Here is a 20,857-nt window from a genome sequence, read left to right as displayed (position 1 = left end):
GCGCGTCAGCGCTGGCCGAGCTCGCGCCCCATCTGCTCCAGGCGGGCGATCCGCTGGGCCATCGGCGGGTGGCTGGCGAAGAGCGAGGCCATGCCCTGACCCCGGAACGGGTTGGCGATCATCAGGTGGCTCTGGGTGACCAGCCGCTCCTCCTGCGGCAGCGGGCGGGCCGCCGTCCCCCGCTCGATCACCCGCAGCGCATCGGCGAGCGCCAGCGGGTCCTGCGACAGCTGGGCACCCGAGGCGTCGGCCTGGAACTCGCGGCTGCGGCTGACCGCCATCTGCACCATCCCGGCGGCGAGCGGGCCGAGCAGCATGAGCAGCAGCCCGCCGATCATGTTGCCGCCGCCCCGGTCGGCGTCGGAGCGGCCGCCGAACAGCGACGCGAACATCGCCATGTGCGCCAGGTAGGTGATCACCGTGGCCATGGCGCCGGCGACCGAGCTGATCAGGATGTCCCGGTTGTAGACGTGGGAGAGCTCGTGGGCGAGCACCCCGCGCAGCTGCCGCCGGTCGAGCAGCTCGAGGATGCCCTGGGTGACGCAGACGGCCGCGTTGCGCGGGTTGCGCCCGGTGGCGAACGCGTTCGGCTGGTTCGTCGGGCTGACGTAGAGGCGGGGCATGGGCTGGCGCGCGTCGGTCGCGAGCTCGCGCACGATCGCGTACAGCTGCGGGGCCTGGGTCTCGGTGACCGGGAAGGCCCGCATCGCGCGCAGCGCCAGCTTGTCGGAGTTGAAGTAGGCGTAGCCGTTGACCGCGAGCGCGACGAACAGCGCGATGAGCAGACCCCCGCGCCCGCCGATGAGCGCCCCGGCCATGAGGATCAGCCCGCCCATCAGACCCAGCAGGAGGGCGGTCTTCAGTCCGTTGGTCATGCGTTGCACGCCTCGTCCAACGCCGTCCCCGCACCCCCCGTTCCCGGCGGGCCGGCCGCCGCTCCCCCGCTCGGGTGCCCCGTGGAATGCCCGGGGCGCCACTGCCGTTGCCCCCTGTGGACGCGGTGACATCCTCGCCGCTGCGGAGTGTCCGGTTGCACAACCCGGGCGCGTACACACGCACGTAACCTCGCCCGGTGGAGGTAGACCGCTGATGACTGGCACCAACCCGACCGTCGCGCCGTCGGACCCGCACGGCGCCCCGGCCACCCCGGTGTCCGGCTCCGCGCCCGGTGGGCTCGTGAAGAGCGTCGTGGAGCTCGACCGCGTCGTGATCCGGCTGGCCGGTGACTCCGGCGACGGCATGCAGCTGACGGGCAACCGCTTCACCAGCGAGACGGCGTCGTTCGGCAACGACCTCAAGACGCTGCCGAACTTCCCCGCCGAGATCCGCGCGCCGACGGGGACCCTGCCGGGCGTCAGCTCCTTCCAGCTGCAGTTCGCCGACCACGACGTCATGACGCCGGGCGACGCCCCGGACGTGCTCGTGGCGATGAACCCGGCCGCGCTCAAGGCCAACCTCGCCGAGCTCCCCGGCGGCGGTCTGCTCATCCTCGACTCCGACGAGTTCACCCCGCGCAACCTGGCGAAGGTCGGCTACGCGACCAACCCGCTCGAGGACGGCTCGCTCGAGGGGTGGCAGACGGTCAGCGTGCCGCTGACGTCGATGACGCTGGACGCGCTCGCCGACTCCGGGCTGGGGAAGAAGGAGGCCGAGCGCAGCAAGAACATGTTCACCCTCGGCCTGCTCTCGTGGATGTACCACCGGCCCACCGAGGGCACGATCCGCTTCCTCGAGCGCCAGTTCCGCCGCAAGCCGGAGATCGCCGCGGCCAACATCGCCGCCTTCCGCGCCGGCTACAACTACGGCGACACCACCGAGGCCTTCGCCGTCTCCTACGAGATCAAGCCCGCCCCGATGAAGCCCGGGCGCTACCGCAACATCTCGGGCAACCAGGCGCTGGCCCTCGGGCTCGTGGCCGCCGGGCAGCGCTCCGGCCTGCCGGTCTTCCTGGGCGCGTACCCGATCACCCCGGCGTCGGACATCCTCCACGAGCTGTCCCGCCACAAGGCCTTCGGCGTGCGCACCTTCCAGGCCGAGGACGAGATCGCCGGCATCGGCGCGGCGCTCGGCGCCTCCTTCGGCGGCGCGCTCGGCATCACGACGACGTCGGGCCCGGGCGTGGCGCTCAAGGCCGAGACGATCGGGCTGGCGGTCATGACCGAGCTGCCCCTGGTCATCGTCGACGTGCAGCGCGGTGGCCCCTCCACCGGGCTGCCGACGAAGACCGAGCAGTCGGACCTGCTGCAGGCGATGTTCGGCCGCAACGGCGAGGCGCCGGTGCCGGTCATCGCCCCACGCTCCCCCGGTGACTGCTTCGACGCCGCCGTCGAGGCGGCGCGGATCGCGCTGACCTACCGGACGCCGGTCATGCTGCTGTCGGACGGGTACCTGGCCAACGGCGCCGAGCCGTGGCAGATCCCCGATGCCGACTCGCTGCCCGACCTGACGCCGGCGGTCGCGTTCGCCACCGAGCCCAACGGCGAGGACGGCGAGTTCCTCCCCTACCTGCGCGATCCCGAGACCCTGGCCCGCGCCTGGGCGATCCCGGGCACCGCGGGGATGCAGCACCGGATCGGCGGGCTGGAGAAGGCCGACCGGACCGGGAACATCTCCTACGACCCGGCCAACCACGACTTCATGACCCGCACCCGGCAGGCCAAGATCGACGGCATCGCCGCCTCGATCCCGGCCACCGACGTCGATGACCCAGACGGCGACGCGCGCGTCGCCGTCATCGGGTGGGGCTCCACCTACGGCCCCATCGGCGCCGCCGCACGCCGGATCCGGAGCTCGGGCCGCAAGGTGGCCCAGATCCACCTGCGCCACATCAACCCGTTCCCCGCCGACCTCGGCGAGGTCCTGGCCCGGTACGACCGGGTCATCTGCCCGGAGATGAACCTCGGGCAGCTGGCGCTGCTGCTCCGCGCGAAGTACCTGGTGGACGTGCAGAGTCACACCCAGGTGCGCGGGCTGCCGTTCCGGGCCGCCGAGCTCGCCGCGGTCATCCAGGACGCCATCGACACCGTGACCCCCGCAGCTGTGAACGGAGCACCCCAGTGACCGCCGTCGAACTCGGCATGCCGGACGCGCCGACCCCGATCGACGCCGCCATCGCCCGCTCGCTCGAGCAGCACGGTCCCAAGCAGACCGAGCTCAAGGGCAAGGACTTCAAGACCGACCAGGAGGTGCGCTGGTGCCCCGGGTGCGGTGACTACGTCATCCTCAACGCGGTCCAGAGCTTCCTGCCCAGCCTCGGCATCGCCCGCGAGGACATGGTCATCGTCTCGGGCATCGGCTGCTCGAGCCGCTTCCCGTACTACATGAACACCTACGGGATGCACTCGATCCACGGCCGCGCCCCGGCGATCGCCACGGGCCTGGCCGCCTCGCGCCCCGACCTGTCGGTGTGGGTCGTCACCGGTGACGGCGACGCGCTCTCCATCGGCGGCAACCACCTGATCCACGCGCTGCGGCGGAACGTCAACATGACGATCCTGCTGTTCAACAACCGGATCTACGGCCTCACCAAGGGCCAGTACTCGCCCACCTCCGAGGTCGGCAAGGTCACCAAGTCCACGCCGATGGGCTCGCTGGACCACCCGTTCAACCCGGTGTCCCTGGCGATCGGCGCCGACGCGACCTTCGTCGGCCGGGCGATGGACTCCGACCGGAAGGGGCTCACCGAGGTGCTGCGGCAGGCCGCCGAGCACCAGGGCACCGCGCTGGTGGAGATCTACCAGAACTGCAACATCTTCAACGACGGCGCGTTCGACCTGCTCAAGGACCCGTCCACCGGCCCGATGTGGACGATCCCGCTGGAGCACGGCAAGCCGCTGGTGTTCGGCCCGGACGGCGCCTCGTGCGTGGTCCGCGACGACTTCGGCGGGCTGCGGATCGCCGAGACCAACCAGGTCGACGCGAGCGAGATCGTCGTGCACGACGCGAACCGGGAGGACCCGTCCTACGCGTTCGCGCTGTCGCGGCTCTCCTCTCAGGACCTCCGCTACACCCCGATGGGCGTCTTCCGGTCGGTCCGGAAGCCCTCGTACGAGGCGATGATGGCCGAGCAGCTGCACGAGGCCCGGCTGCAGGGCCCGGGCGACCTCGACGCCCTCCTCGCCGGCGGCGACACCTGGGAAGTGCAATGACCCGGTCGTCCTCCGGACGACACCGCCATGACACTGCCGTCCTCCGGACGGCACCGCGACCACCTGCCGTCCCCCGGTGAGCTGAGCCGCTGCGTCGCGCCTGCGCGAAGGCCCTCCGGGCCCTCACTCGGCACGACAGATCGCGGTCACCTCCCGTGCGACGCCGCCAAGACGTCGCCCAGCACGGTCAGCGCGCCGCGCAGCTCCTCCCGGGTCGGAGCGGCGAACCCGACGACCAGGCCGGCGCGCCGGTCGCCCGCGCCGACGGTGTGGCGGGCCAGGCCGTCGACCGCCACACCCCGCGCCGCGGCCGCGCTCCGGACCATGTCCTCCACGGCGGGGGCGGGCAGCGGCACGAGGACGTGCGCCCCCGCCGCGTCGCCCTCGGCCCGGCAGCCGGCGGCAGCCACCACCGCGCGCACCTCGCCGGCCCGGGCGACGAGCTCGCGCCGCAGGCGCCGTAGGTGCCGGGCGAGATCCCCTGAGGCCGCGAACGCCGCGAACACCCGCTGCCCGGCCCGCGCCGGCCGGGTGCCCGTGGCGGTCCGGCGGGCCAGCAGGGCCGCGCGCAGCGGCTCGGGGGCCACCACCCACCCCACGCCGAGCGTCGGGCTGAGGATCTTGCTCGTGGTGCCCAGGTGGACGACGACGTCCGGCCCCAGCGCGCCCAGCAGCGGCAGCGGCGAGACGTCGTAGCGCAGCTCCCCGTCGTAGTCGTCCTCCAGCACCCACCACCCCTCGGCGCGGGCCCGGGCCACCAGCGCCAGCCGTCGGGCGGCCGTCATCCGGCGGCCGAGCGGGTACTGGTGGGCCGGCGTGCAGTAGACGGCGGACACCCCGGACGGGATCGCCTCCACGACCAGGCCGTCGCCGTCGACCGGAACCGGGACGACCTCGACCCCGGCCTCCCGCAGCGCGCCGCCCACCCGCTGGTAGCCCGGGTCCTCGACCGCCACGCGGCTGCCCGGAGGGAGGACGCGGGCGACCTCCCCGACCGCCGCGGAGGTGCCCGCCGTGGCGAGCACCTCCTCCGGGCCGGCGCCCAGGCCGCGGTGCCGCAGCAGGTGCCCCGCCACCGCCGACCGGAAGTCCGGGTCCCCGGCGGCGTCGGGGCGGGCATCGGGAGCACCGTCACCGGCTGCCCGCCAGGCACGTCGCCAGGCCGCGCGGTCGAGCACCTCCAGGCACGGAGAGCCGGCGCGCAGGTCGACCAGCGCCGCGGTGTCCGGTCGCCGGGCGGCCGGGGCGGGAGCCGACGGCGGGGCCGTCGTCACCGCGCCGAGGACGTAGGTGCCCGCCCCCCGGCGGCCGCCGAGCCACCCCTCGGCGAGCAGCTGGTCGTAGGCGGCGACGGTCACGGTGCGGCTCACCCCCAGCGCCGCGGCGAAGGCCCGCGTGGAAGGCAACCGGTCGCCGGGGCGCAGGGTGCCGTCGGCGGCCGCGGCGCGCAGCGCCTCGGCCAGCTGCACCGACAGCGGCGTCCCCGAGGAGCGGTCGAGCACCACCGGCGGGACGTCGATCACGGCGCTCCTGACAGGAGGAGAAGTGGACTGCCGGGAATCTAGCGGATTGGCCGTTCCGGGGGTCCACCTGCACCGGCCAGGATCGGTGCCGTGGACACCGACGCGCCCCTCTCGCCCACCGACCGCAGCACCGTGCGCCGGGGTGCGACGCGCGCCCGCACCGACCGGGCCGACCTCCACGCCGTGCTGGACGCCGGGCTGATCGGCCACCTCGGCGTGCAGCTCGGGGACGCCCCCGTCGTGCTGCCCACCGGCTACGGGCGGCACGGCGACACCCTCTACCTGCACGGTTCGACCGGGGCGGCCACGCTGCGGTCGGCGGCGACGGGGGCGCCGGTCTGCTTCACGGTCACCCACCTGGACGGCATCGTCTACGCGCGCTCGGCCTTCCACCACTCGGTCAACTACCGCTGCGCGGTCGTGCACGGGCGGGCCCGCCTGGTCACCGACCCCGACGAGCGCCTGCTCGCGCTGGAGGTGCTCACCGAGCACCTGGCGCCCGGGTCGTGGGCGGCCACCCGCCGCCCCGACCGCAAGGAGCTGGCCGCCACCGCGGTGCTGGCCCTGGACCTCGCCGAGGCCAGCGTGAAGATCCGCACCGGCCCACCCGGGGACGACGAGCGCGACATCGAGGGCGCGGAGGTAGCCGACCCGGTGTGGGCCGGCGTCCTGCCCCTGGTGACCGTGCCGGGCGAGCCGCAACCGTGCCCGCTGCTGCCCGCCGGGACCGCCGTCCCGCCGCGGGTGGGCGGCCGGGTCCTCAGCCCTGCGGGGTGACGCGGAGCAGCTGGTCGCGGTCGTCGCCGTTGTCGGTGGTCACGTACAGCGCGCCGTCGGTGCCCAGCTCGACGGTGCGGATCCGCCCGTAGGCGCCGTCGAGCTCGGGCAGCCGGAACTGCTCGACCAGGGACCCCGACTCGTCGAGCCGGAGGGCGAGGACGTGCTGCCCGCGCAGCGCGCCCAGCACGAGCAGCCCGTCGTAGTCGCCCCACTGCTCGCCGTCGAGGAAGGTGCCGTCGCTGGGCGCGATCGGCGGGGCGCCGGAGTCCCAGACCGCCGGCAGGGCCCCCTCGATCTCCGGGTCGGTCATCGGAACGCTCTCGTCGTAGCCGCCGTCGCCCACGGGGTCCCAGCCGTAGTTGCCGCCCGGCCGCAGCAGGTTGACCTCGTCGTTGCGGTCGGGGCCGTGCTCCACCGAGTAGGTCTGGTCCACGCCGGGCCGGACGGCGAGGCCCTGCACGTTGCGGTGCCCGTAGGTCCAGATCAGGTCTTCGGCGCCGTCGTCGGGCGCCACGAACGGGTTGTCGGGCAGCGCCTCTCCGGTCTCCGGATCGGCGCGGAGGACCTTGCCGGCCAGCGAGCCGAGGTCCTGCGGGGTGGTGCCGACGGCGTTGTCGCCGGTGCCGACGAGCAGCGCGCCGTCCGGGCCGAACGCCAGCCGGCAGCCGCCGTGGCGCCCGGAGCGCTCGTTGACCGGGATCCCGCCGATGAGCGGGTCGTCGACGCGCGTCGCCGCGCTCCAGTCCTCGGCCGCGGCCCAGGCGATCACCTCGATCGAGGAACCGCCGCCGCCGGTCACTCCCTGGCAGGTGTAGAACCGCCGGTCCTCCGCGAAGCCCGGGTCCAGCGCCAGCCCCATGAGGCCGGTCTCCCCCACCGCGAACAGGTCGCCGAAGTCGGCGCGCACCTCCTGCACGGTGCCGTCCGGCAGCACCGCGGTGAGGCCGCCGGCACGCTCGTCGACCAGGAGCGTGCCGTCCTCGGTCTGCACGACGTCCCACGGGTGGTCCAGCCCGTCGGCCACGACCTCGACCCGCAGGGACGGGGCGCCGACGGGCGCCTCGGTCGTCGGCGGCGTGGAGACCGAGCCGGCGTCCTCCTCCGACCCACCCGAGCAGGCGGCCAGGAGGAGGGCGGCCCCCACGCACGGCCCCGCCGCGAGCCGGCGAGCGGAGGGCGGCATGGGGGTCCTCTCAGCTGGTGCGCGTGACCACGTAGTCGCAGAGGGCCGAGAGCGCGTCGCGCACGTCGCCCTCGGGCACCCCGGCCAGCCGGGCGCGCGCCCGGTCGGCGTACTCGCGGAGCACGCCGGTGGCGCGGGCCAGCGAGCGGGAGGACCGCAGCAGCGCGAGCGCCTCGGCGTGCCGGGCGTCGTCGGTGACCGGGCCGGCCACGAGCTCGCGCAGCCGGGTCTCCGCGGGGTCGTCGCCGGCCAGCGCGAACAGCACCGGCAGGGTCGCGATCCCCTCGCGGAGGTCGGTTCCCGGCGACTTCCCCGAGACGCCGTCGGTGCTGACGATGTCGATCAGGTCGTCGGAGATCTGGAAGGCGACGCCGACCTCCTCGCCGAACTCGGTGAGCGCCTCGACGAGGGCGGCGTCCACCCCGGCGAAGGAGGCGCCGAAGCGGGCCGACGTCGCGACCAGCGACCCGGTCTTGTCGGCGAGCACCTGCAGGTAGTGGGCGATCGGGTCGTCGCCCGGCTGCGCGCCGACCGTCTCCTTGATCTGCCCGGTGACGAGCCGCTCGAAGGTCCGCGCCTGGATCCGGACGGCCTCTGGCCCCAGGTCGGCGAGGATGTCGGAGGCCCGGGCGAAGAGCAGGTCGCCGGTGAGGATGGCGATGCTGTTGCTCCACCGGCTGTTGGCGCTCGGCGCCCCCCGGCGCACGGCGGCCTCGTCCATGACGTCGTCGTGGTAGAGCGTCGCCAGGTGGGTGAGCTCGCAGACCACGGCGCCCTGCGTCACCTCCGGGGCGGAGGCATCCCCCAGCTGCGCGGCCAGGAGCGCCAGCATCGGCCGGAACCGCTTGCCGCCGGCGGCCATCAGGTGACCGGCGGCCTCCCGCACGAACGGGTGCTCGCTGCCGACCGCGACGGCCAGCTCGGTCTCCACCCGGGCCAGCCCCTCCGCGAGCGCATCCCCGAGGTCGCCCTCGGGCAGCCAGGGGCCGATGGTCGACGCCGGGGTGGAGATCCGGTGCCAAACCTCGGGGGGAGTGCCGTCGACTGCGGCACGGGCTCCGGTCATCAACCGACGAATCTAGCCGCCTGCTGCGCGACGTCGAGCACCGCCCCGGGGAGGATGCCGAGCGCGAGGGTCGCCGTCGCTGTCACCGCCAGGACCAGGGTGGTGGGTACGCCGGGCACGCCCACGGTGGGCCCGTCGGCGACCGGCTCGGAGAAGTACATGAGCACGATGACCCTCAGGTAGAAGAACGCGGCCACGGCGCTGGCCAGCAGCGCCACCAGGGCCAGCGGCCAGGCGCCCTGCTCGATCGCCGCGCGGAAGACGGCGAACTTGCCGGTGAAGCCCGCGGTGAGCGGGATCCCCGCGAGCGCCAGCAGGAACAGCGTCATCACCGCTGCGGTGAGCGGCGAGCGCGCGCCCAGCCCCGCCCACTGCGACAGGTGGCTGGCCTCCCCGTCGCCGTCCCGCACCAGGGTGAGGACGGCGAAGGCGCCGAGCGTGGTGATCCCGTAGGCGAGCAGGTAGAACATCGTCGCCGCGAGCCCCGAGCCGGTCTCCCCCGGCCCGAGGCCGATGACGCCGGTGAGCAGGAAGCCGGCGTGCGCCACCGACGAGTAGGCGAGCATGCGCTTGAGGTCGGTCTGGGTCAGCCCGAGCACCGCGCCCACGACCATGGAGGCGATCGCCGCGGCGTAGATCAGCGGCCGCCAGGTCCACTCCGCGGTGCCGAAGGCGACGTAGAGCAGGCGCAGGATCGCCCCGAAGGCCGCGACCTTGGTGCAGGCGGCCATGAAGGCGGTGACCGGGGTCGGCGCGCCCTGGTAGACGTCGGGCGTCCAGGTGTGGAACGGCGCCACGCTGGCCTTGAAGAGCAGCCCGACGATCAGCAGCGCCAGGCCCAGGACCAGCAGCACTCCGCCGCCGTCGGCGCTGACCGCCTCGCGGACCTCGCTGAGCCGGACGCTCCCGGTGGCCCCGTAGACGAGCGCCAGGCCGTAGAGGAAGAACGCCGAGGCGAAGGCGCCCAGGAGGAAGTACTTGACCGCCGCCTCCTGGGAGAGCAGCCGGCGCCGCCGGGCCAGCCCGCTGATCAGGTACAGCGGGAGGCTGAGCACCTCCAGCGCCACGAACATGACCAGCAGGTCGTTGGCCGCGACGAACAGCATCATGCCGCCGATCGCGAAGGTGGCCAGCGGGTAGACCTCGGTCTGCACGCGGGGCACGGTCGCCAGCTGGCGGTCGCGCGGGCTGCCGGCCGGGACCGCGGCGCTCACCACGAACGCCGACCGCGCCGGGTCCAGCGACCGCTCGGCGAAGAGCAGGATCGACAGCGCCCCCAGCCCCGCGATCGTCGCCTGCAGGAACAGCGCCGCGCCGTCGACGGCGAGCGCGCCGACGGCGGTCACCTCCCGGGTGCCCGCGAGCAGCAGCGTCGCGACGAGCGCCCCCACGGTGCCGGCCAGCGCCAGGCCCACCTGCACGGGGTGCCGGAGCCCCCGCGGCACGAAGGCCTCCACCAGGATGCCGGCGCACGCGGCGCCGAACACGACCAGCAGGGGGGAGAGCGCCCCCCACGACAGGTCGGGTGCCTCGATCATCGGTCGATACCTCCGGAGGCGCCCAGGTCGTCGAGGGTGGCGACGACGGCCGGTTCGATCAGGTCGATCAGCGGCTGCGGGTAGAAGCCCAGCGCGATGATCAGCACCACCAGCGGGGCGACGACGGCCAGCTCACGACGGCCGAGGTCCGAGACCCGCAGGGTGCTCCGCGGAGCGGTGAGCACGGCGGTGGCTCCCCCGCCGGCCGGCGCCGGCTGCGCCGGGTCCTCCTGCAGCAGCACGCCGCGGGGCGGCCCGTGCATGGTGCGCTGGTACATCAGCAGGACGTACAGGGCGGCCAGGATGATGCCCAGCGTCGCCAGCACCGTGAACACCGGCCGCTCGGGGAACGAGCCGATCAGCACGAGGAACTCGCTGACGAAGCTGTTGGTGCCCGGCAGCGCCAGCGAGGCGAGCCCCGCCACGAGGAACGCCCCCGCCAGCAGCGGTGCCTTCGCCGCCACCCCGCCGTAGTCGGCGATCCGGCGGGAGCCCCCGCGGGCGATGAGCATGCCGACCACGAGGAACAGCAGGCCGGTCGCCAGGCCGTGGTTGACCATGTACAGCACCGCGCCGGTGCCCGCCTCGGTCGTGAAGGCGAAGATGCCGAGCGCGATGAACCCGAAGTGCGAGATGGAGGTGTAGGAGACCAGCCGCTTCATGTCGCTCTGCCCCATCGCCAGCAGCGCGGCGTAGAGGATGCCGACCACCGCCAGCACCAGCACGAACGGCGCGAAGTACCGCGAGGCGTCGGGGAACAGCGGCAGGCAGTAGCGCAGGAAGCCGAAGGTCCCCACCTTGTCCAGGACGCCGACCAGCAGCACCGCGCCGCCGACGGGGGCCTCGGCACCGGAGTCCGGCAGCCAGGTGTGGAACGGCACCAGCGGGGCCTTGATCGCGAAGGCGATGAAGAAGCCCAGGAACAGCAGGCGCTGGACGTCCGGGTCGATCTCGAGCTGCCGCAGCGTGTCGAAGGCGAAGGTGCCCTCGCCGAGCGCGCCGGCGCTGACCACGTAGAGACCGATGACCGAGGCGAGCATCACCAGCCCGCCCACCAGGCTGTAGACGAAGAACTTGACCGCCGCGTACTGCCGGCGCGGCCCGCCGAAGCTGCCGATCAGGAAGTACATCGGCACGAGCATCGCCTCGAAGAAGACGTAGAACAGCAGCACGTCGGTGGCGACGAAGACGCCCACCATCATCGCCTCGAGCAGCAGCAGCCAGGCGAAGAAGACCCGCGCGGGGCGGGGCCCGGCGTCGGCCTCGTGCCAGGAGGCCGCGACCACCAGCGGCACCAGGACGCCGACCAGCAGCACCATCACCAGCGCGATGCCGTCGACGCCGAGGGCGAACTCGGAGCCGAAGTCGGGGATCCAGGAGACCGACGTCGTGAGCTGGAACCGCGCCCCGCCGACGTCGAAGGCCAGCGTCGTCAGCACGGCGAGCAGCAGCACCACGAGGCTCACCGCGAGGGTCACCTGCTTGGCCAGCAGGTCGCGCCCGCGCGGCAGGCCGGCCACCGCCGCGGCTCCGACGGCCGGCACGGCGATCATCGCCAGCAGCCAGGGGAAGTCGCTCACCGCAGCACGTCCTCTCCGAAGTACCCGTCGGCGTTCATCCCGCCGTCACCGCCAGCAGGGCCCCCGCGACGACCACCGCGCCGCCGAGCATGCCGAGGGCGTAGGTCCGCACGAAGCCGGTCTGCGCCCGGCCCAGCCGCGACGACGAGCCGCCCAGCCCGGCGGCCAGGCCGTTGACCGCGCCGTCGACGCCGCGGTTGTCCACCCACACCAGCGCGCGGGTGAGCCACTGGCCGGGGCGCATGAAGAGCGACTCGTTCACGGCGTCGGCGTAGAGGGCGTTTCGGGCGGCCCGGGTGACCGGTGAGACCCGCACCGGGGCGGTGACCGGGACCTCGCGGCGGCCGACGAAGAGCCAGGCGGCCAGCACGCCGAGCAGCATCACGACGGTGACGACCAGGCCGATCACCGCGGGGGCGACGACGTGCTCGGCCTCCGCCGGCTCGCCGTACACCGGCTCCAGCCAACCCGAGAGCGGGAACACCGACACCAGCAGCGCGCCGGAGGCGACCGAGCCCACGGCGAGCACGACCATCGGCGCGGTCATCACCGTCGGCGCCTCGTGCGGGTGGACGCCCTCCTCCCACCGCGCGCGGCCGAAGAAGGTCATGAGCATCAGCCGGGTCATGTAGAACGCGGTGAGCCCGGCGCCGAGCACGGCCACCCCGCCGAGCACCCAGCCCCAGACGTCGCCGCGGTCCAGGGCGGCCTCGATGATCGCGTCCTTGGTGAAGTACCCCGACAGGAACGGGAAGCCGATCAGCGCCAGGTAGCCCAGCCCGAAGGTGGCGAAGGTGATCGGCAGCTTGTTCCACAGCGCCCCGAACCGGCGCATGTCCACCGAGTCGTTCATCGCGTGCATGACCGAGCCCGCGCCCAGGAAGAGCCCGGCCTTGAAGAAGCCGTGGGCGAGCAGGTGCGCGAGGCCCGCCACGTAGCCGGCCGGGCCGAGCCCGACGGCCAGGAACATGTAGCCGATCTGGCTGACCGTCGAGTACGCGAGCACCTTCTTGATGTCGTCGTAGGCGCACCCGGCTATCGCCCCGATCAGCAGGGTCAGCGCCCCGACGGCCAGCACCACCGCGCGGGCGGTCGGCGTCAGGTCGTAGATCGGCGCCGAGCGGGCGATCAGGTAGACCCCGGCGGTGACCATCGTCGCCGCGTGGATCAGCGCCGAGACCGGCGTCGGGCCCTCCATGGCGTCGGGGAGCCACGCCTGCAGCGGGAACTGACCCGACTTGCCGCAGGCCCCCAGCAGCAGGAGCAGCCCGATCGCCGTGATCGTCCCCCCGGCGAGGGTGCCCACCGAGCCGAAGACGCCGTCGTAGGACGTCGTCCCGAGCTGGGCGAACATCACGAAGATCGCCAGGGCCAGGCCGACGTCACCGACCCGGTTCATGATGAAGGCCTTCTTCGCGGCGGTGGCCGCCGCCGGGCGGGTGTACCAGAAGGCGATGAGGAGGTAGGACGCCAGGCCCACGCCCTCCCACCCGACGTAGAGCAGCACGTACCCGTTGCCGAGCACGAGCAGCAGCATCGCCGCCACGAACAGGTTGAGGTAGGCGAAGAATCGCCGTCGCCCCGGGTCGTGGGCCATGTAGCCGATCGAGTAGACGTGGATCAGCGAGCCGACGCCGGTGATCAGCAGGACGAAGACCGCCGACAGCGGGTCGTAGAGCAGCCCGGCGGTGACGTCGAGCTCACCGGTGGCGATGAAGGTGAACAGCTCGACGTCGGCCGGCGCCCCGTCCTGACCGGCGAGCTGCACCGTGCAGAGGACCGCGAGCAGGAAGGCGACGCCGACCGTCGCCGTCCCCAGCAGGTGGCCCCAGCGGTCGGTGCGGCGACCGCCCAGCAGCAGCACCGCGGCGCCGGCCAGCGGCAGCGCGATCAGCAACCACGACCAGCCCAGCAGCCCGTCGGCGGGCAGTGCGTCACTCATGAGTGGGCCTCAGACACAGGTGTCCCCGTCTCGCCGTCAGTACTTCAGCAGGTTGGCGTCGTCGATCGAGGCGGACCTGCGGGTCCGGTAGATCGACATGATGATCGCGAGACCGACGACCACCTCGGCGGCGGCGACGACCATGACGAAGAGCGCGATGATCTGGCCGTCGACAGTCCCGGTCGACCGGGCGAAGGTGATCAGCGTCAGGTTGACGGCGTTGAGCATCAGCTCCACGCACATGAACACCACGATCGCGTTGCGCCGCACCAGGACGCCGACGGCGCCGATGGTGAACAGGATCGCCGCGAGCACCAGGTAGTAGGACAGGCTCACCGGTGCTCACCGCCCTCGCGGCCGCCCGGGACGTCGCTCACCGTGGGGGTGAGGGAGCCCAGCGCGGCGTCCGGTGAGCCGAGCTGCTGCCGGCCGGTGCCCCGGGGCAGCGGCTCGACCTGCTGCGGCTCGATGCCGGTGGCGAGGCTGTCCTCGGCGATGCCCCCGTCGGGCAGCCGACCGGGAGCGGCGACCGAGGTGGCGCGGGCGTAGACCCCGGGGCCGGGCAGCGTCTGCGGGCGGTCGGTGAGGAACCGCGCGCGCGACAGCTCCTTCTGGCCCTTGCGGCTGGCGGGGTCGCGCTCGGCCTGGGTGAAGACGAGCGCGCCGACCGCGGCGACGATCAGCAGCGCGCCGGTGACCTCGAAGGCCAGCAGGTAGCGGGTGTAGAGCAGGGCGGCGATCGCCTCGACGTTGCCCGCGTCGGGGCCGCCGGGCCCGGCCTGCACCGCCTCGAGCCCCACCACGGGGAGGTCCTGCGTCGCCCGCGCGATGCCGGCGCCGACGAGCGCGGCGAAGCCGATGCCCAGCAGCGTGGCCGCCACCCGCTGCCCGCGCAGCGTCTCGACCACCGAGTCCGAGGAGTCCCGGCCGACCAGCATCAGCACGAAGAGGAACAGGATCATGATCGCGCCGGTGTAGACGATGATCTGCACGGCGCCGAGGAAGGGCGCGGACTGGACGACGTAGAAGACGCCCAGCGAGAGCATCGTCAGCACCAGCCAGAGCGCCGAGTGCACGGCGTTGCGGCTGAGCACCATGCCGAGGGCGCCGGCCAGGGAGAGCGGGCCGAGGATCCAGAAGACGACGGCCTCGCCGGTGCCGACGACGAGGGTGGCGTCCGGCGTCACGACCGCACCTCCGGCTCGCGCAGGTAGTAGTCCTTCTCGTCGTCGCCGAGGCGCATCGGGTGCGGGGGCTGCTCCATGCCGGGCAGGAGCGGGGCCATGAGCTGCTCCTTGGTGTAGATCAGGTCGGCCCGGTTGTCGTCGGCCAGCTCGAAGTCGTTGCTCATCGTCAGCGAGCGGGTCGGGCAGGCCTCGATGCACAGCCCGCAGAAGATGCAGCGCAGGTAGTTGATCTGGTAGACCGCGCCGTACCGCTCACCGGGCGAGTAGCGGGCGTCCTCGGTGTTGTCCCCGCCCTCGACGTAGATGGCGTCGGCCGGGCAGGCCCAGGCGCACAGCTCGCAGCCGACGCACTTCTCCAAGCCGTCCGGGTGCCGGTTGAGCACGTGCCGGCCGTGGTAGCGCGGCTTGGTCACCTTCGGCTCGAAGGGGTACTGCTCCGTGGTCACCGTCCGGAACATCTGCGCGAAGGTGACCCCGAAGCCCTGGACGGGCGCCGGCACCAGCCGGTCGCGCAGGGTGGGGCGCACGGCGGGCGTCGCGGCCGTCGCACCCGTCGGGCGCTCGACCTCCGCGCTCCCGCGCCGGGCGGGGTCGCCGCTGCGGCTCTCAGGCATCGCCGTCCTCCTGGGAAGTGGTGCTCGTGGGTGCGCGTCGTCCGGTGCCGACGACCGTGCCGTCGGTCGCGACGGGTTCCCGGCGCAGGCGCGGGGAGGGAGGCACGACCAGGTCCATCGGCGGGACCGGGAAGCCGCCCTCCGACCGGCTGGGGGTGCCGGCGGGGCGCCGCCCACCGGCCGGGGGCAGGACCTCGGGCTCGGGGTCGGTGGCGTGGACGCCGCCGGCCGCGGCCTCCTCGGCCATCACCCGGGCGTCCCGGTTCGCCGTCCGACCGGCCAGGGCCAGGCCGAGCAGCACCAGGACCGCGACGGGGACGCCGACGAAGAGCGCCACCTGGCCGGTGGAGAGGTCCGCCTCGCGGGAGAGGGTCCGCATCGCGGCGACGACGAGGATCCACACCAGCGCGACCGGGACCAGCACCTTCCAGCCGAAGCGCATGAACTGGTCGTAGCGCAGCCGGGGCAGGGTGCCGCGGAGCCAGATGAAGACGAAGAGCGCGGCGACGACCTTGAGGAAGAACCAGAGCAGCGGCCACCAGCCGCTGTTCGCGCCGTCCCAGATGGAGACCGGCCACGGCGCCCGCCAGCCGCCGAGGAAGAGCGTCGCGGCCAGCGCCGAGACGGTGACCATGTTGATGTACTCGGCGAGGAAGAACAGCGCGAACTTCAGCGACGAGTACTCGGTGTGGAAGCCGCCGACGAGCTCGCTCTCGGCCTCGGGCAGGTCGAACGGCGCGCGGTTGGTCTCGCCGACGACGGCGATCACGTAGATGACGAAGGAGACCGGCAGCAGCACGGCGTACCAGCTGGGGCCGGTGAACTCCAGGCCGAAGAAGGAGACCTCGTTGCCGTCGGCCTGCGCCGCCACGATCTCCGACGTCGACATCGAGCCGGCGTAGAGGAACACCGCGACGATGGAGAGCCCCATCGCGATCTCGTAGCTGATCATCTGGGCCGCGCTGCGCATGCTGCCCAGCAGCGGGTAGGTCGAGCCCGAGGCCCAGCCGCCGAGCACGATGCCGTAGATGCCCATGGCCGACATGGCCAGGATGATCAGCACGCCGATCGGGGCGTCGGTCAGCTGCAGCGGCGTCTGCTCGCCGAAGATGCTGACGACCGGGCCCATCGGGATCACCGAGAAGGCGACGAACGCCGGGATGGTGGCGATCACCGGGGCGAGGAAGTAGACCGGTTTGTCCGCCATCGCCGGCATGATGTCTTCCTTGAACGCCAGCTTCAGCCCGTCGGCGAGGCTCTGCAGGGAGCCGCGCGGCCCGACCCGGTTGGGGCCGATCCGCTGCTGCATGCGTGCGACGACCTTGCGCTCGAGGACGATCGCGAACAGCGTCATCAGCACCAGGACCGCGAAGACGCCGACGACCTTGATCAGCACGATCCACCAGACGTCCTGGCCGAAATCGGCCAGCGTCGGCTGCTCGGGCGTGGCCCAGACGTTCATCGCGCGTCCCCCAGCGGGTGCGTCGTGGCGCCGGTGGGCACCGGCGAGGCCGACAGCCGGACGACGCCGCCGGGCCCGGTGCCCAGCGCGGTCCGGATCTCGCTGCCGGGCGAGCGCATCGGCAGCCACACGACCTGGTCGGGCATCGCGGTGACCGCCACCGGCAGGGTGACCGAGCCCGTCGCGCCGCTCACGGTGAGCCGGTCGCCGTCGGCGAGCCCGAGGCGCGCGGCGGTGCCGGCGCCGACGCGGACCACCGGCGGCCGGGCGGTGCCGGCGAGCTCGGGTTCCTCGCGCTGGAGGGTGCCGACGTCGAGCAGCTGGCGCCACGAGGCGAGCACGGCCTCGTCGTCGCGGAGCGCCGGGGTGTCGGGGGGCGCGACGTCGGGTCCGGGGCTCTCCGCGGCGGAGCGGCGGGCGCCCAGCGCGGCGAGCGCGGCCCGCGCGACCTCCGGTGCGGGGAGGCGCAGGTCGGTGCCCATCGCCTCGGCCAGGCCGTGCAGCACCCGGCCGTCCCCCAGCCGCCCGGTGCCGTGCAGGGTGGCGTCGAAGGGACGCAGCCGCCCCTCCCAGTCCAGGTAGCTCCCCGCCTTCTCCGACGACGCCGCCACCGGCAGGACGACGTCGGCGCGCTCGGTCACCTCGGTCGGGAACATCTCCAGGCTCACGACGAACGCCGCCGCGTCCAGCGCCGCCCGCGCCAGCGCGGGGTCGGGCAGGTCGGCGGGGTCGACCCCGCCGACGAGCAACCCGGGCAGCCGGCCGGCGCAGGCGTCGGTGAGGATGCCCGTGACGTCGCGGCCGGGGGCATCGGGCACCGCCGCGGGGTCGATGCCCCACACCGCGGCCACCTCGGCTCGGGCGGCGGGGTCGTCGACGGCGCGGCCGCCGGGCAGCAGCGTGGGGAGCGCGCCGGCCTCCACCGCGCCCCGCTCTCCGGCGCGACGGGGCACCCAGGCCACGCGGGCACCGGTCGCCCGGGCCAGCGCGACCAGCGCGGTGAGCGCGCCGGGCACCTCGGCCAGCCGCTCACCGGCGAGCAGCACCGCGCCCGGCTTCCGCAGCGCCTCGACGGCGGGCCCACCCCAGCTGCCCTCGGCGAGGGCGAGCAGCGACCGGGCCTCCGCGCCCGGCACCGTGGTGAGCACCGTGGCGTCCAGCTTCTGCGCGGCGCGGGTGGCGAAGGGTGCCAGGTCGAACACGGCGAGGCCGCCGGTGCGCACCGCCCGGCGCAGGCGGAGGAAGAGGATCGGCGACTCCTCCTCCGGCTCCAGACCGGCGAGCAGGACGGCGGGCGCGGTGCCGACGTCCTCGTAGGTGACGGCGCCGGTCACGGGTCCGGTGCCGGCCACCGCGGCGCCGAGGAAGGCGAGCTCCTCCGCCGAGTGGGCGCGGGCCCGGGCGTCGACGTCGTTGGTGCCCAGCGCGACCCGGGCGAAGGTGGCCCAGGCGTAGGCGTCCTCGAGCGTGAGCCGCCCGCCGGGCAGCACGCCGACCCCGCCCTCGGCGCGGGCGCGGCGCAGGCCGTCGGCCGCCTCCGCCCAGGCCTCGGGCCAGGAGGCGGGCTCCAGCACGCCGTCCCGGCGCACCAGCGGGGTGGTCAGCCGCTCGTTGGAGGTGGCGTAGCGGAAGGCGTAGCGGCCCTTGTCGCAGGTCCACTCCTCGTTGACCGCGGGGTCGTCACCGGCCAGCCGGCGGGTGACCTTGCCCCGCCGGTAGTCGGTGCGCATGGCGCAGCCCGAGGCGCAGTGCTCGCAGACGCTGGGCTCGCTGCGCAGGTCGAACGGGCGGGCGCGGAACCGGTACTGCGCGCTGGTGAGCGCGCCGACCGGGCAGATCTGGGTGGTGTTGCCGGAGAAGTAGGAGGAGAAGGGCTCGTCCTCGTAGATCGCGACCTGCTCCAGGGCGCCCCGCTCGAACAGCTCGATGAACGGGTCACCGGCGACCTGCTGGGAGAACCGGGTGCAGCGGGCGCAGAGCACGCAGCGCTCGCGGTCGAGCAGGATCTCGCTGCTGATGGGCAGCGGCTTCGGGTAGGTGCGCTTCTCCCCCTCGAACCGGCTCTCGGCCCGGCCGTTGCTCATCGCCTGGTTCTGCAGCGGGCACTCGCCGCCCTTGTCGCAGACCGGGCAGTCCAGCGGGTGGTTGATCAGCAGCAGCTCCATGGTGCCCTGCTGCGCCTTGTCGGCGACCGGGCTGGACAGCTGCGTGCGCACCGCCATGCCGTCGCTGACGGGCATGGTGCAGGAGGCGACCGGCTTGCGCTGGCCCTCGACCTCGACCAGGCACTGCCGGCAGGCCCCGATCGGCTCGAGCAGCGGGTGGTCGCAGAACCGCGGGATCTGCACGCCGATCATCTCGGCGGCCCGGATGATCAGCGTCCCCTTGGGCACGGCGACGTCGAAGCCGTCGATCGTGCAGCGGACGGCGTCCTCGGGCGTGTGCGGACCGGGCGCGCCGGGTGGGACGGCCGGCGCGGGGTCGGGGCTGGTGGGGGTGAGTGTCACGAGGCGGCTCCGACCGGCTCGAGGCGGAGCGACCGGCCCAGGCGGGCCTGCTCCTCGGGCGGCAGCAGGGCGACGTAGTCGTCGCGGAAGTACTTCAGGGAGCTGGAGATGCAGCTGGTCGCGCCGTCGCCGAGCGCGCAGAACGACCGGCCGAGGATGTTGTCGCAGGTGTCGGTGAGCAGGTCCAGGTCGGCGGCGGTGCCCTGGCCGTCGACCAGCCGCTGCAGGATCTGGACCAGCCAGTAGGTGCCCTCGCGGCACGGGGTGCACTTGCCGCAGCTCTCGTGCGCGTAGAACTGGGTGAACCGCAGGGTGGCTTCGACGATCGAGTCGGTCTCGTCGAACACCATCAGCGCGGTCGTGCCGAGCATGGAGCCCGCGGCGGCCACCGAGTCGAAGTCCAGCGGGACGTCGAGGTGCTCGGCGGTGAAGTACGGCGTCGACGAGCCGCCCGGCGTCCAGAACTTGAGCTCGTGCCCGGGGCGGACGCCGCCGGCCATCTCCAGGAGCTCCCGCATCGTCGTCCCCATCGGGGCCTCGTACTGCCCGGGGCGGACGACGCGGCCCGACAGCGAGTAGATCTTGGGGCCGGGCGACTTCTCCGGCCCGAAGGCCTTGAACCACTCGGCCCCGCCGCGGACGACGAACGGCACGCTGGCCAGCGTCTCGACGTTGTTGATGACCGTCGGCGCGCCGTAGAGGCCGGCGACCGCGGGGAACGGCGGCTTGAGCCGGGGCTGGCCGCGGTAGCCCTCGAGCGAGTCCAGCAGCGCCGTCTCCTCGCCGCAGATGTAGGCGCCGGCGCCGGCGTGCACCACGAGCTCGAGGTCGTAGCCGGAGCCGAGGATGTCGGTGCCGAGGTAGCCGGCGGCGTAGGCCTCGCCCACCGCGTTGAGCAGCCGCCGGTGGGCGTGCACCGCCTCGCCGCGCACGTAGATGACGGCGAACGTCGACCGGATCGCGTAGGCGGAGATGATCACGCCCTCGATGAGCGAGTGCGGGTCGGCCATCATGAGCGGGAGGTCCTTGCAGGTGCCGGGCTCCCCCTCGTCGGCGTTGACCACGAGGTACTTGGGCATCGCCGCCGGGCCGGAGGGCTCCTCCCCGGGCTTGGGCTGCGGGATGAAGCCCCACTTCATGCCGGTCGGGAAGCCCGCGCCGCCGCGGCCGCGCAGCCCGGAGTCCTTGACCATCGTCACGAGCTCGTCGGGGTCCATCGAGAGCGCCGTCCGCAGGGCCGAGTACCCCTCGAGGCGCTCGTAGGTCGACAGCCGCCAGGAGTTCTCGGCGCCCCAGCGCGAGGTGAGGACGGGGGTGAGGGGCATGG

16 protein-coding genes are annotated in these 20,857 nt (G+C 73.6%); 3 read left to right on the top strand and 13 right to left on the bottom strand.

The genetic code is table 11. The features are described 5' to 3' along the window. Window positions 1–5: 5 nt before the first annotated feature. Window positions 6–875, bottom strand: a complete 870-nt coding sequence (gene htpX / locus ACI794_RS03705; RefSeq protein WP_456579699.1) for a zinc metalloprotease HtpX — start codon at window positions 873–875, stop codon at window positions 6–8. Between the two features lie 214 nt (window positions 876–1,089). Here htpX and ACI794_RS03700 point away from each other — a divergent pair, with 214 nt between their 5' ends. Further along, complete coding sequence (locus ACI794_RS03700) at window positions 1,090–3,060, top strand: 2-oxoacid:acceptor oxidoreductase subunit alpha (RefSeq protein ID WP_456602594.1); 1,971 nt, start codon at window positions 1,090–1,092, stop codon at window positions 3,058–3,060. Further along, the gene (locus ACI794_RS03695; protein ID WP_456602595.1) at window positions 3,057–4,148 is read left to right on the top strand and encodes a 2-oxoacid:ferredoxin oxidoreductase subunit beta; all 1,092 of its coding nucleotides are present in this window, start codon (window positions 3,057–3,059) and stop codon (window positions 4,146–4,148) included. The genes ACI794_RS03700 and ACI794_RS03695 overlap by 4 nt, the downstream gene beginning before the upstream one ends. Window positions 4,149–4,294: 146 nt before the next feature. Here the strand turns inward: ACI794_RS03695 and pdxR are convergent, their stop codons facing one another. Then, a complete protein-coding gene (gene pdxR, locus ACI794_RS03690) occupies window positions 4,295–5,671 on the bottom strand; it encodes a MocR-like pyridoxine biosynthesis transcription factor PdxR (RefSeq protein WP_456615693.1) in 1,377 nt (458 codons plus the stop codon). 90 nt (window positions 5,672–5,761) lie between these two features. On the opposite strand from pdxR, the gene ACI794_RS03685 reads away from it, so the two are divergent. Next, window positions 5,762–6,448 (top strand): pyridoxamine 5'-phosphate oxidase family protein, encoded by a 687-nt coding sequence (locus tag ACI794_RS03685; protein WP_456602597.1) that lies wholly within the window; start codon window positions 5,762–5,764, stop codon window positions 6,446–6,448. Here ACI794_RS03685 and ACI794_RS03680 read toward each other — a convergent pair. Genes ACI794_RS03680 through nuoF form a run of 11 tightly spaced genes read right to left on the bottom strand, consistent with a single transcriptional unit; the run spans window position 6,432 to window position 20,855 of the window. After that, entirely contained in the window at window positions 6,432–7,634 is a 1,203-nt protein-coding gene (locus ACI794_RS03680) for a PQQ-dependent sugar dehydrogenase (RefSeq protein ID WP_456602598.1), read from the bottom strand. The genes ACI794_RS03685 and ACI794_RS03680 overlap by 17 nt on opposite strands. A gap of 10 nt (window positions 7,635–7,644) precedes the next feature. Continuing rightward, entirely contained in the window at window positions 7,645–8,700 is a 1,056-nt protein-coding gene (locus tag ACI794_RS03675; protein ID WP_456602599.1) for a polyprenyl synthetase family protein, read from the bottom strand. Next, complete coding sequence (gene nuoN / locus ACI794_RS03670; RefSeq protein WP_456602600.1) at window positions 8,700–10,238, bottom strand: NADH-quinone oxidoreductase subunit NuoN; 1,539 nt, start codon at window positions 10,236–10,238, stop codon at window positions 8,700–8,702. Before nuoN ends, ACI794_RS03675 begins: the two co-directional genes overlap by 1 nt. Further along, window positions 10,235–11,818: an NADH-quinone oxidoreductase subunit M gene (locus ACI794_RS03665; RefSeq protein WP_456602601.1), complete on the bottom strand. Its 1,584-nt coding sequence runs from the start codon at window positions 11,816–11,818 to the stop codon at window positions 10,235–10,237. The genes nuoN and ACI794_RS03665 overlap by 4 nt, the downstream gene beginning before the upstream one ends. A gap of 34 nt (window positions 11,819–11,852) precedes the next feature. Then, entirely contained in the window at window positions 11,853–13,760 is a 1,908-nt protein-coding gene (gene nuoL / locus ACI794_RS03660; RefSeq protein WP_456602602.1) for an NADH-quinone oxidoreductase subunit L, read from the bottom strand. A gap of 36 nt (window positions 13,761–13,796) precedes the next feature. Then, window positions 13,797–14,096, bottom strand: coding sequence for an NADH-quinone oxidoreductase subunit NuoK (nuoK, locus tag ACI794_RS03655; protein WP_456602603.1), 300 nt, complete (start codon window positions 14,094–14,096; stop codon window positions 13,797–13,799). Next, window positions 14,093–14,947, bottom strand: coding sequence for an NADH-quinone oxidoreductase subunit J (locus ACI794_RS03650; RefSeq protein WP_456602604.1), 855 nt, complete (start codon window positions 14,945–14,947; stop codon window positions 14,093–14,095). The genes nuoK and ACI794_RS03650 overlap by 4 nt, the downstream gene beginning before the upstream one ends. After that, window positions 14,944–15,561 carry an NADH-quinone oxidoreductase subunit NuoI gene (nuoI, locus tag ACI794_RS03645; protein ID WP_456579710.1) on the bottom strand — a complete coding sequence of 206 codons (618 nt, stop codon included), beginning with the start codon at window positions 15,559–15,561 and terminating at the stop codon, window positions 14,944–14,946. Before nuoI ends, ACI794_RS03650 begins: the two co-directional genes overlap by 4 nt. Continuing rightward, entirely contained in the window at window positions 15,554–17,023 is a 1,470-nt protein-coding gene (gene nuoH / locus ACI794_RS03640) for an NADH-quinone oxidoreductase subunit NuoH (RefSeq protein WP_456615692.1), read from the bottom strand. Before nuoH ends, nuoI begins: the two co-directional genes overlap by 8 nt. After that, complete coding sequence (locus ACI794_RS03635) at window positions 17,020–19,530, bottom strand: NADH-quinone oxidoreductase subunit G (RefSeq protein ID WP_456615691.1); 2,511 nt, start codon at window positions 19,528–19,530, stop codon at window positions 17,020–17,022. Before ACI794_RS03635 ends, nuoH begins: the two co-directional genes overlap by 4 nt. Continuing rightward, window positions 19,527–20,855, bottom strand: coding sequence for an NADH-quinone oxidoreductase subunit NuoF (nuoF, locus tag ACI794_RS03630; RefSeq protein WP_456615690.1), 1,329 nt, complete (start codon window positions 20,853–20,855; stop codon window positions 19,527–19,529). The genes ACI794_RS03635 and nuoF overlap by 4 nt, the downstream gene beginning before the upstream one ends. Window positions 20,856–20,857 lie beyond the last annotated feature (2 nt).

It is taken from the genome of Blastococcus sp. SYSU DS0541 (assembly GCF_054050875.1).
This window is presented reverse-complemented; position numbering and strand designations above follow the sequence as displayed.

Bases quoted from the DNA above. Each gene is read 5' to 3' on its own strand.
- htpX (WP_456579699.1), bottom strand. From the start codon at position 875: ATGACCAACGGACTGAAGACCGCCCTCCTGCTGGGTCTGATGGGCGGG.
- ACI794_RS03700 (WP_456602594.1), top strand. From the start codon at position 1,090: ATGACTGGCACCAACCCGACCGTCGCGCCGTCGGACCCGCACGGCGCC.
- ACI794_RS03680 (WP_456602598.1), bottom strand. From the start codon at position 7,634: ATGCCGCCCTCCGCTCGCCGGCTCGCGGCGGGGCCGTGCGTGGGGGCC.
- ACI794_RS03675 (WP_456602599.1), bottom strand. From the start codon at position 8,700: ATGACCGGAGCCCGTGCCGCAGTCGACGGCACTCCCCCCGAGGTTTGG.
- nuoN (WP_456602600.1), bottom strand. From the start codon at position 10,238: ATGATCGAGGCACCCGACCTGTCGTGGGGGGCGCTCTCCCCCCTGCTG.
- nuoL (WP_456602602.1), bottom strand. From the start codon at position 13,760: ATGAGTGACGCACTGCCCGCCGACGGGCTGCTGGGCTGGTCGTGGTTG.
- nuoI (WP_456579710.1), bottom strand. From the start codon at position 15,561: ATGCCTGAGAGCCGCAGCGGCGACCCCGCCCGGCGCGGGAGCGCGGAG.
- nuoH (WP_456615692.1), bottom strand. From the start codon at position 17,023: ATGAACGTCTGGGCCACGCCCGAGCAGCCGACGCTGGCCGATTTCGGC.
- nuoF (WP_456615690.1), bottom strand. From the start codon at position 20,855: ATGCCCCTCACCCCCGTCCTCACCTCGCGCTGGGGCGCCGAGAACTCC.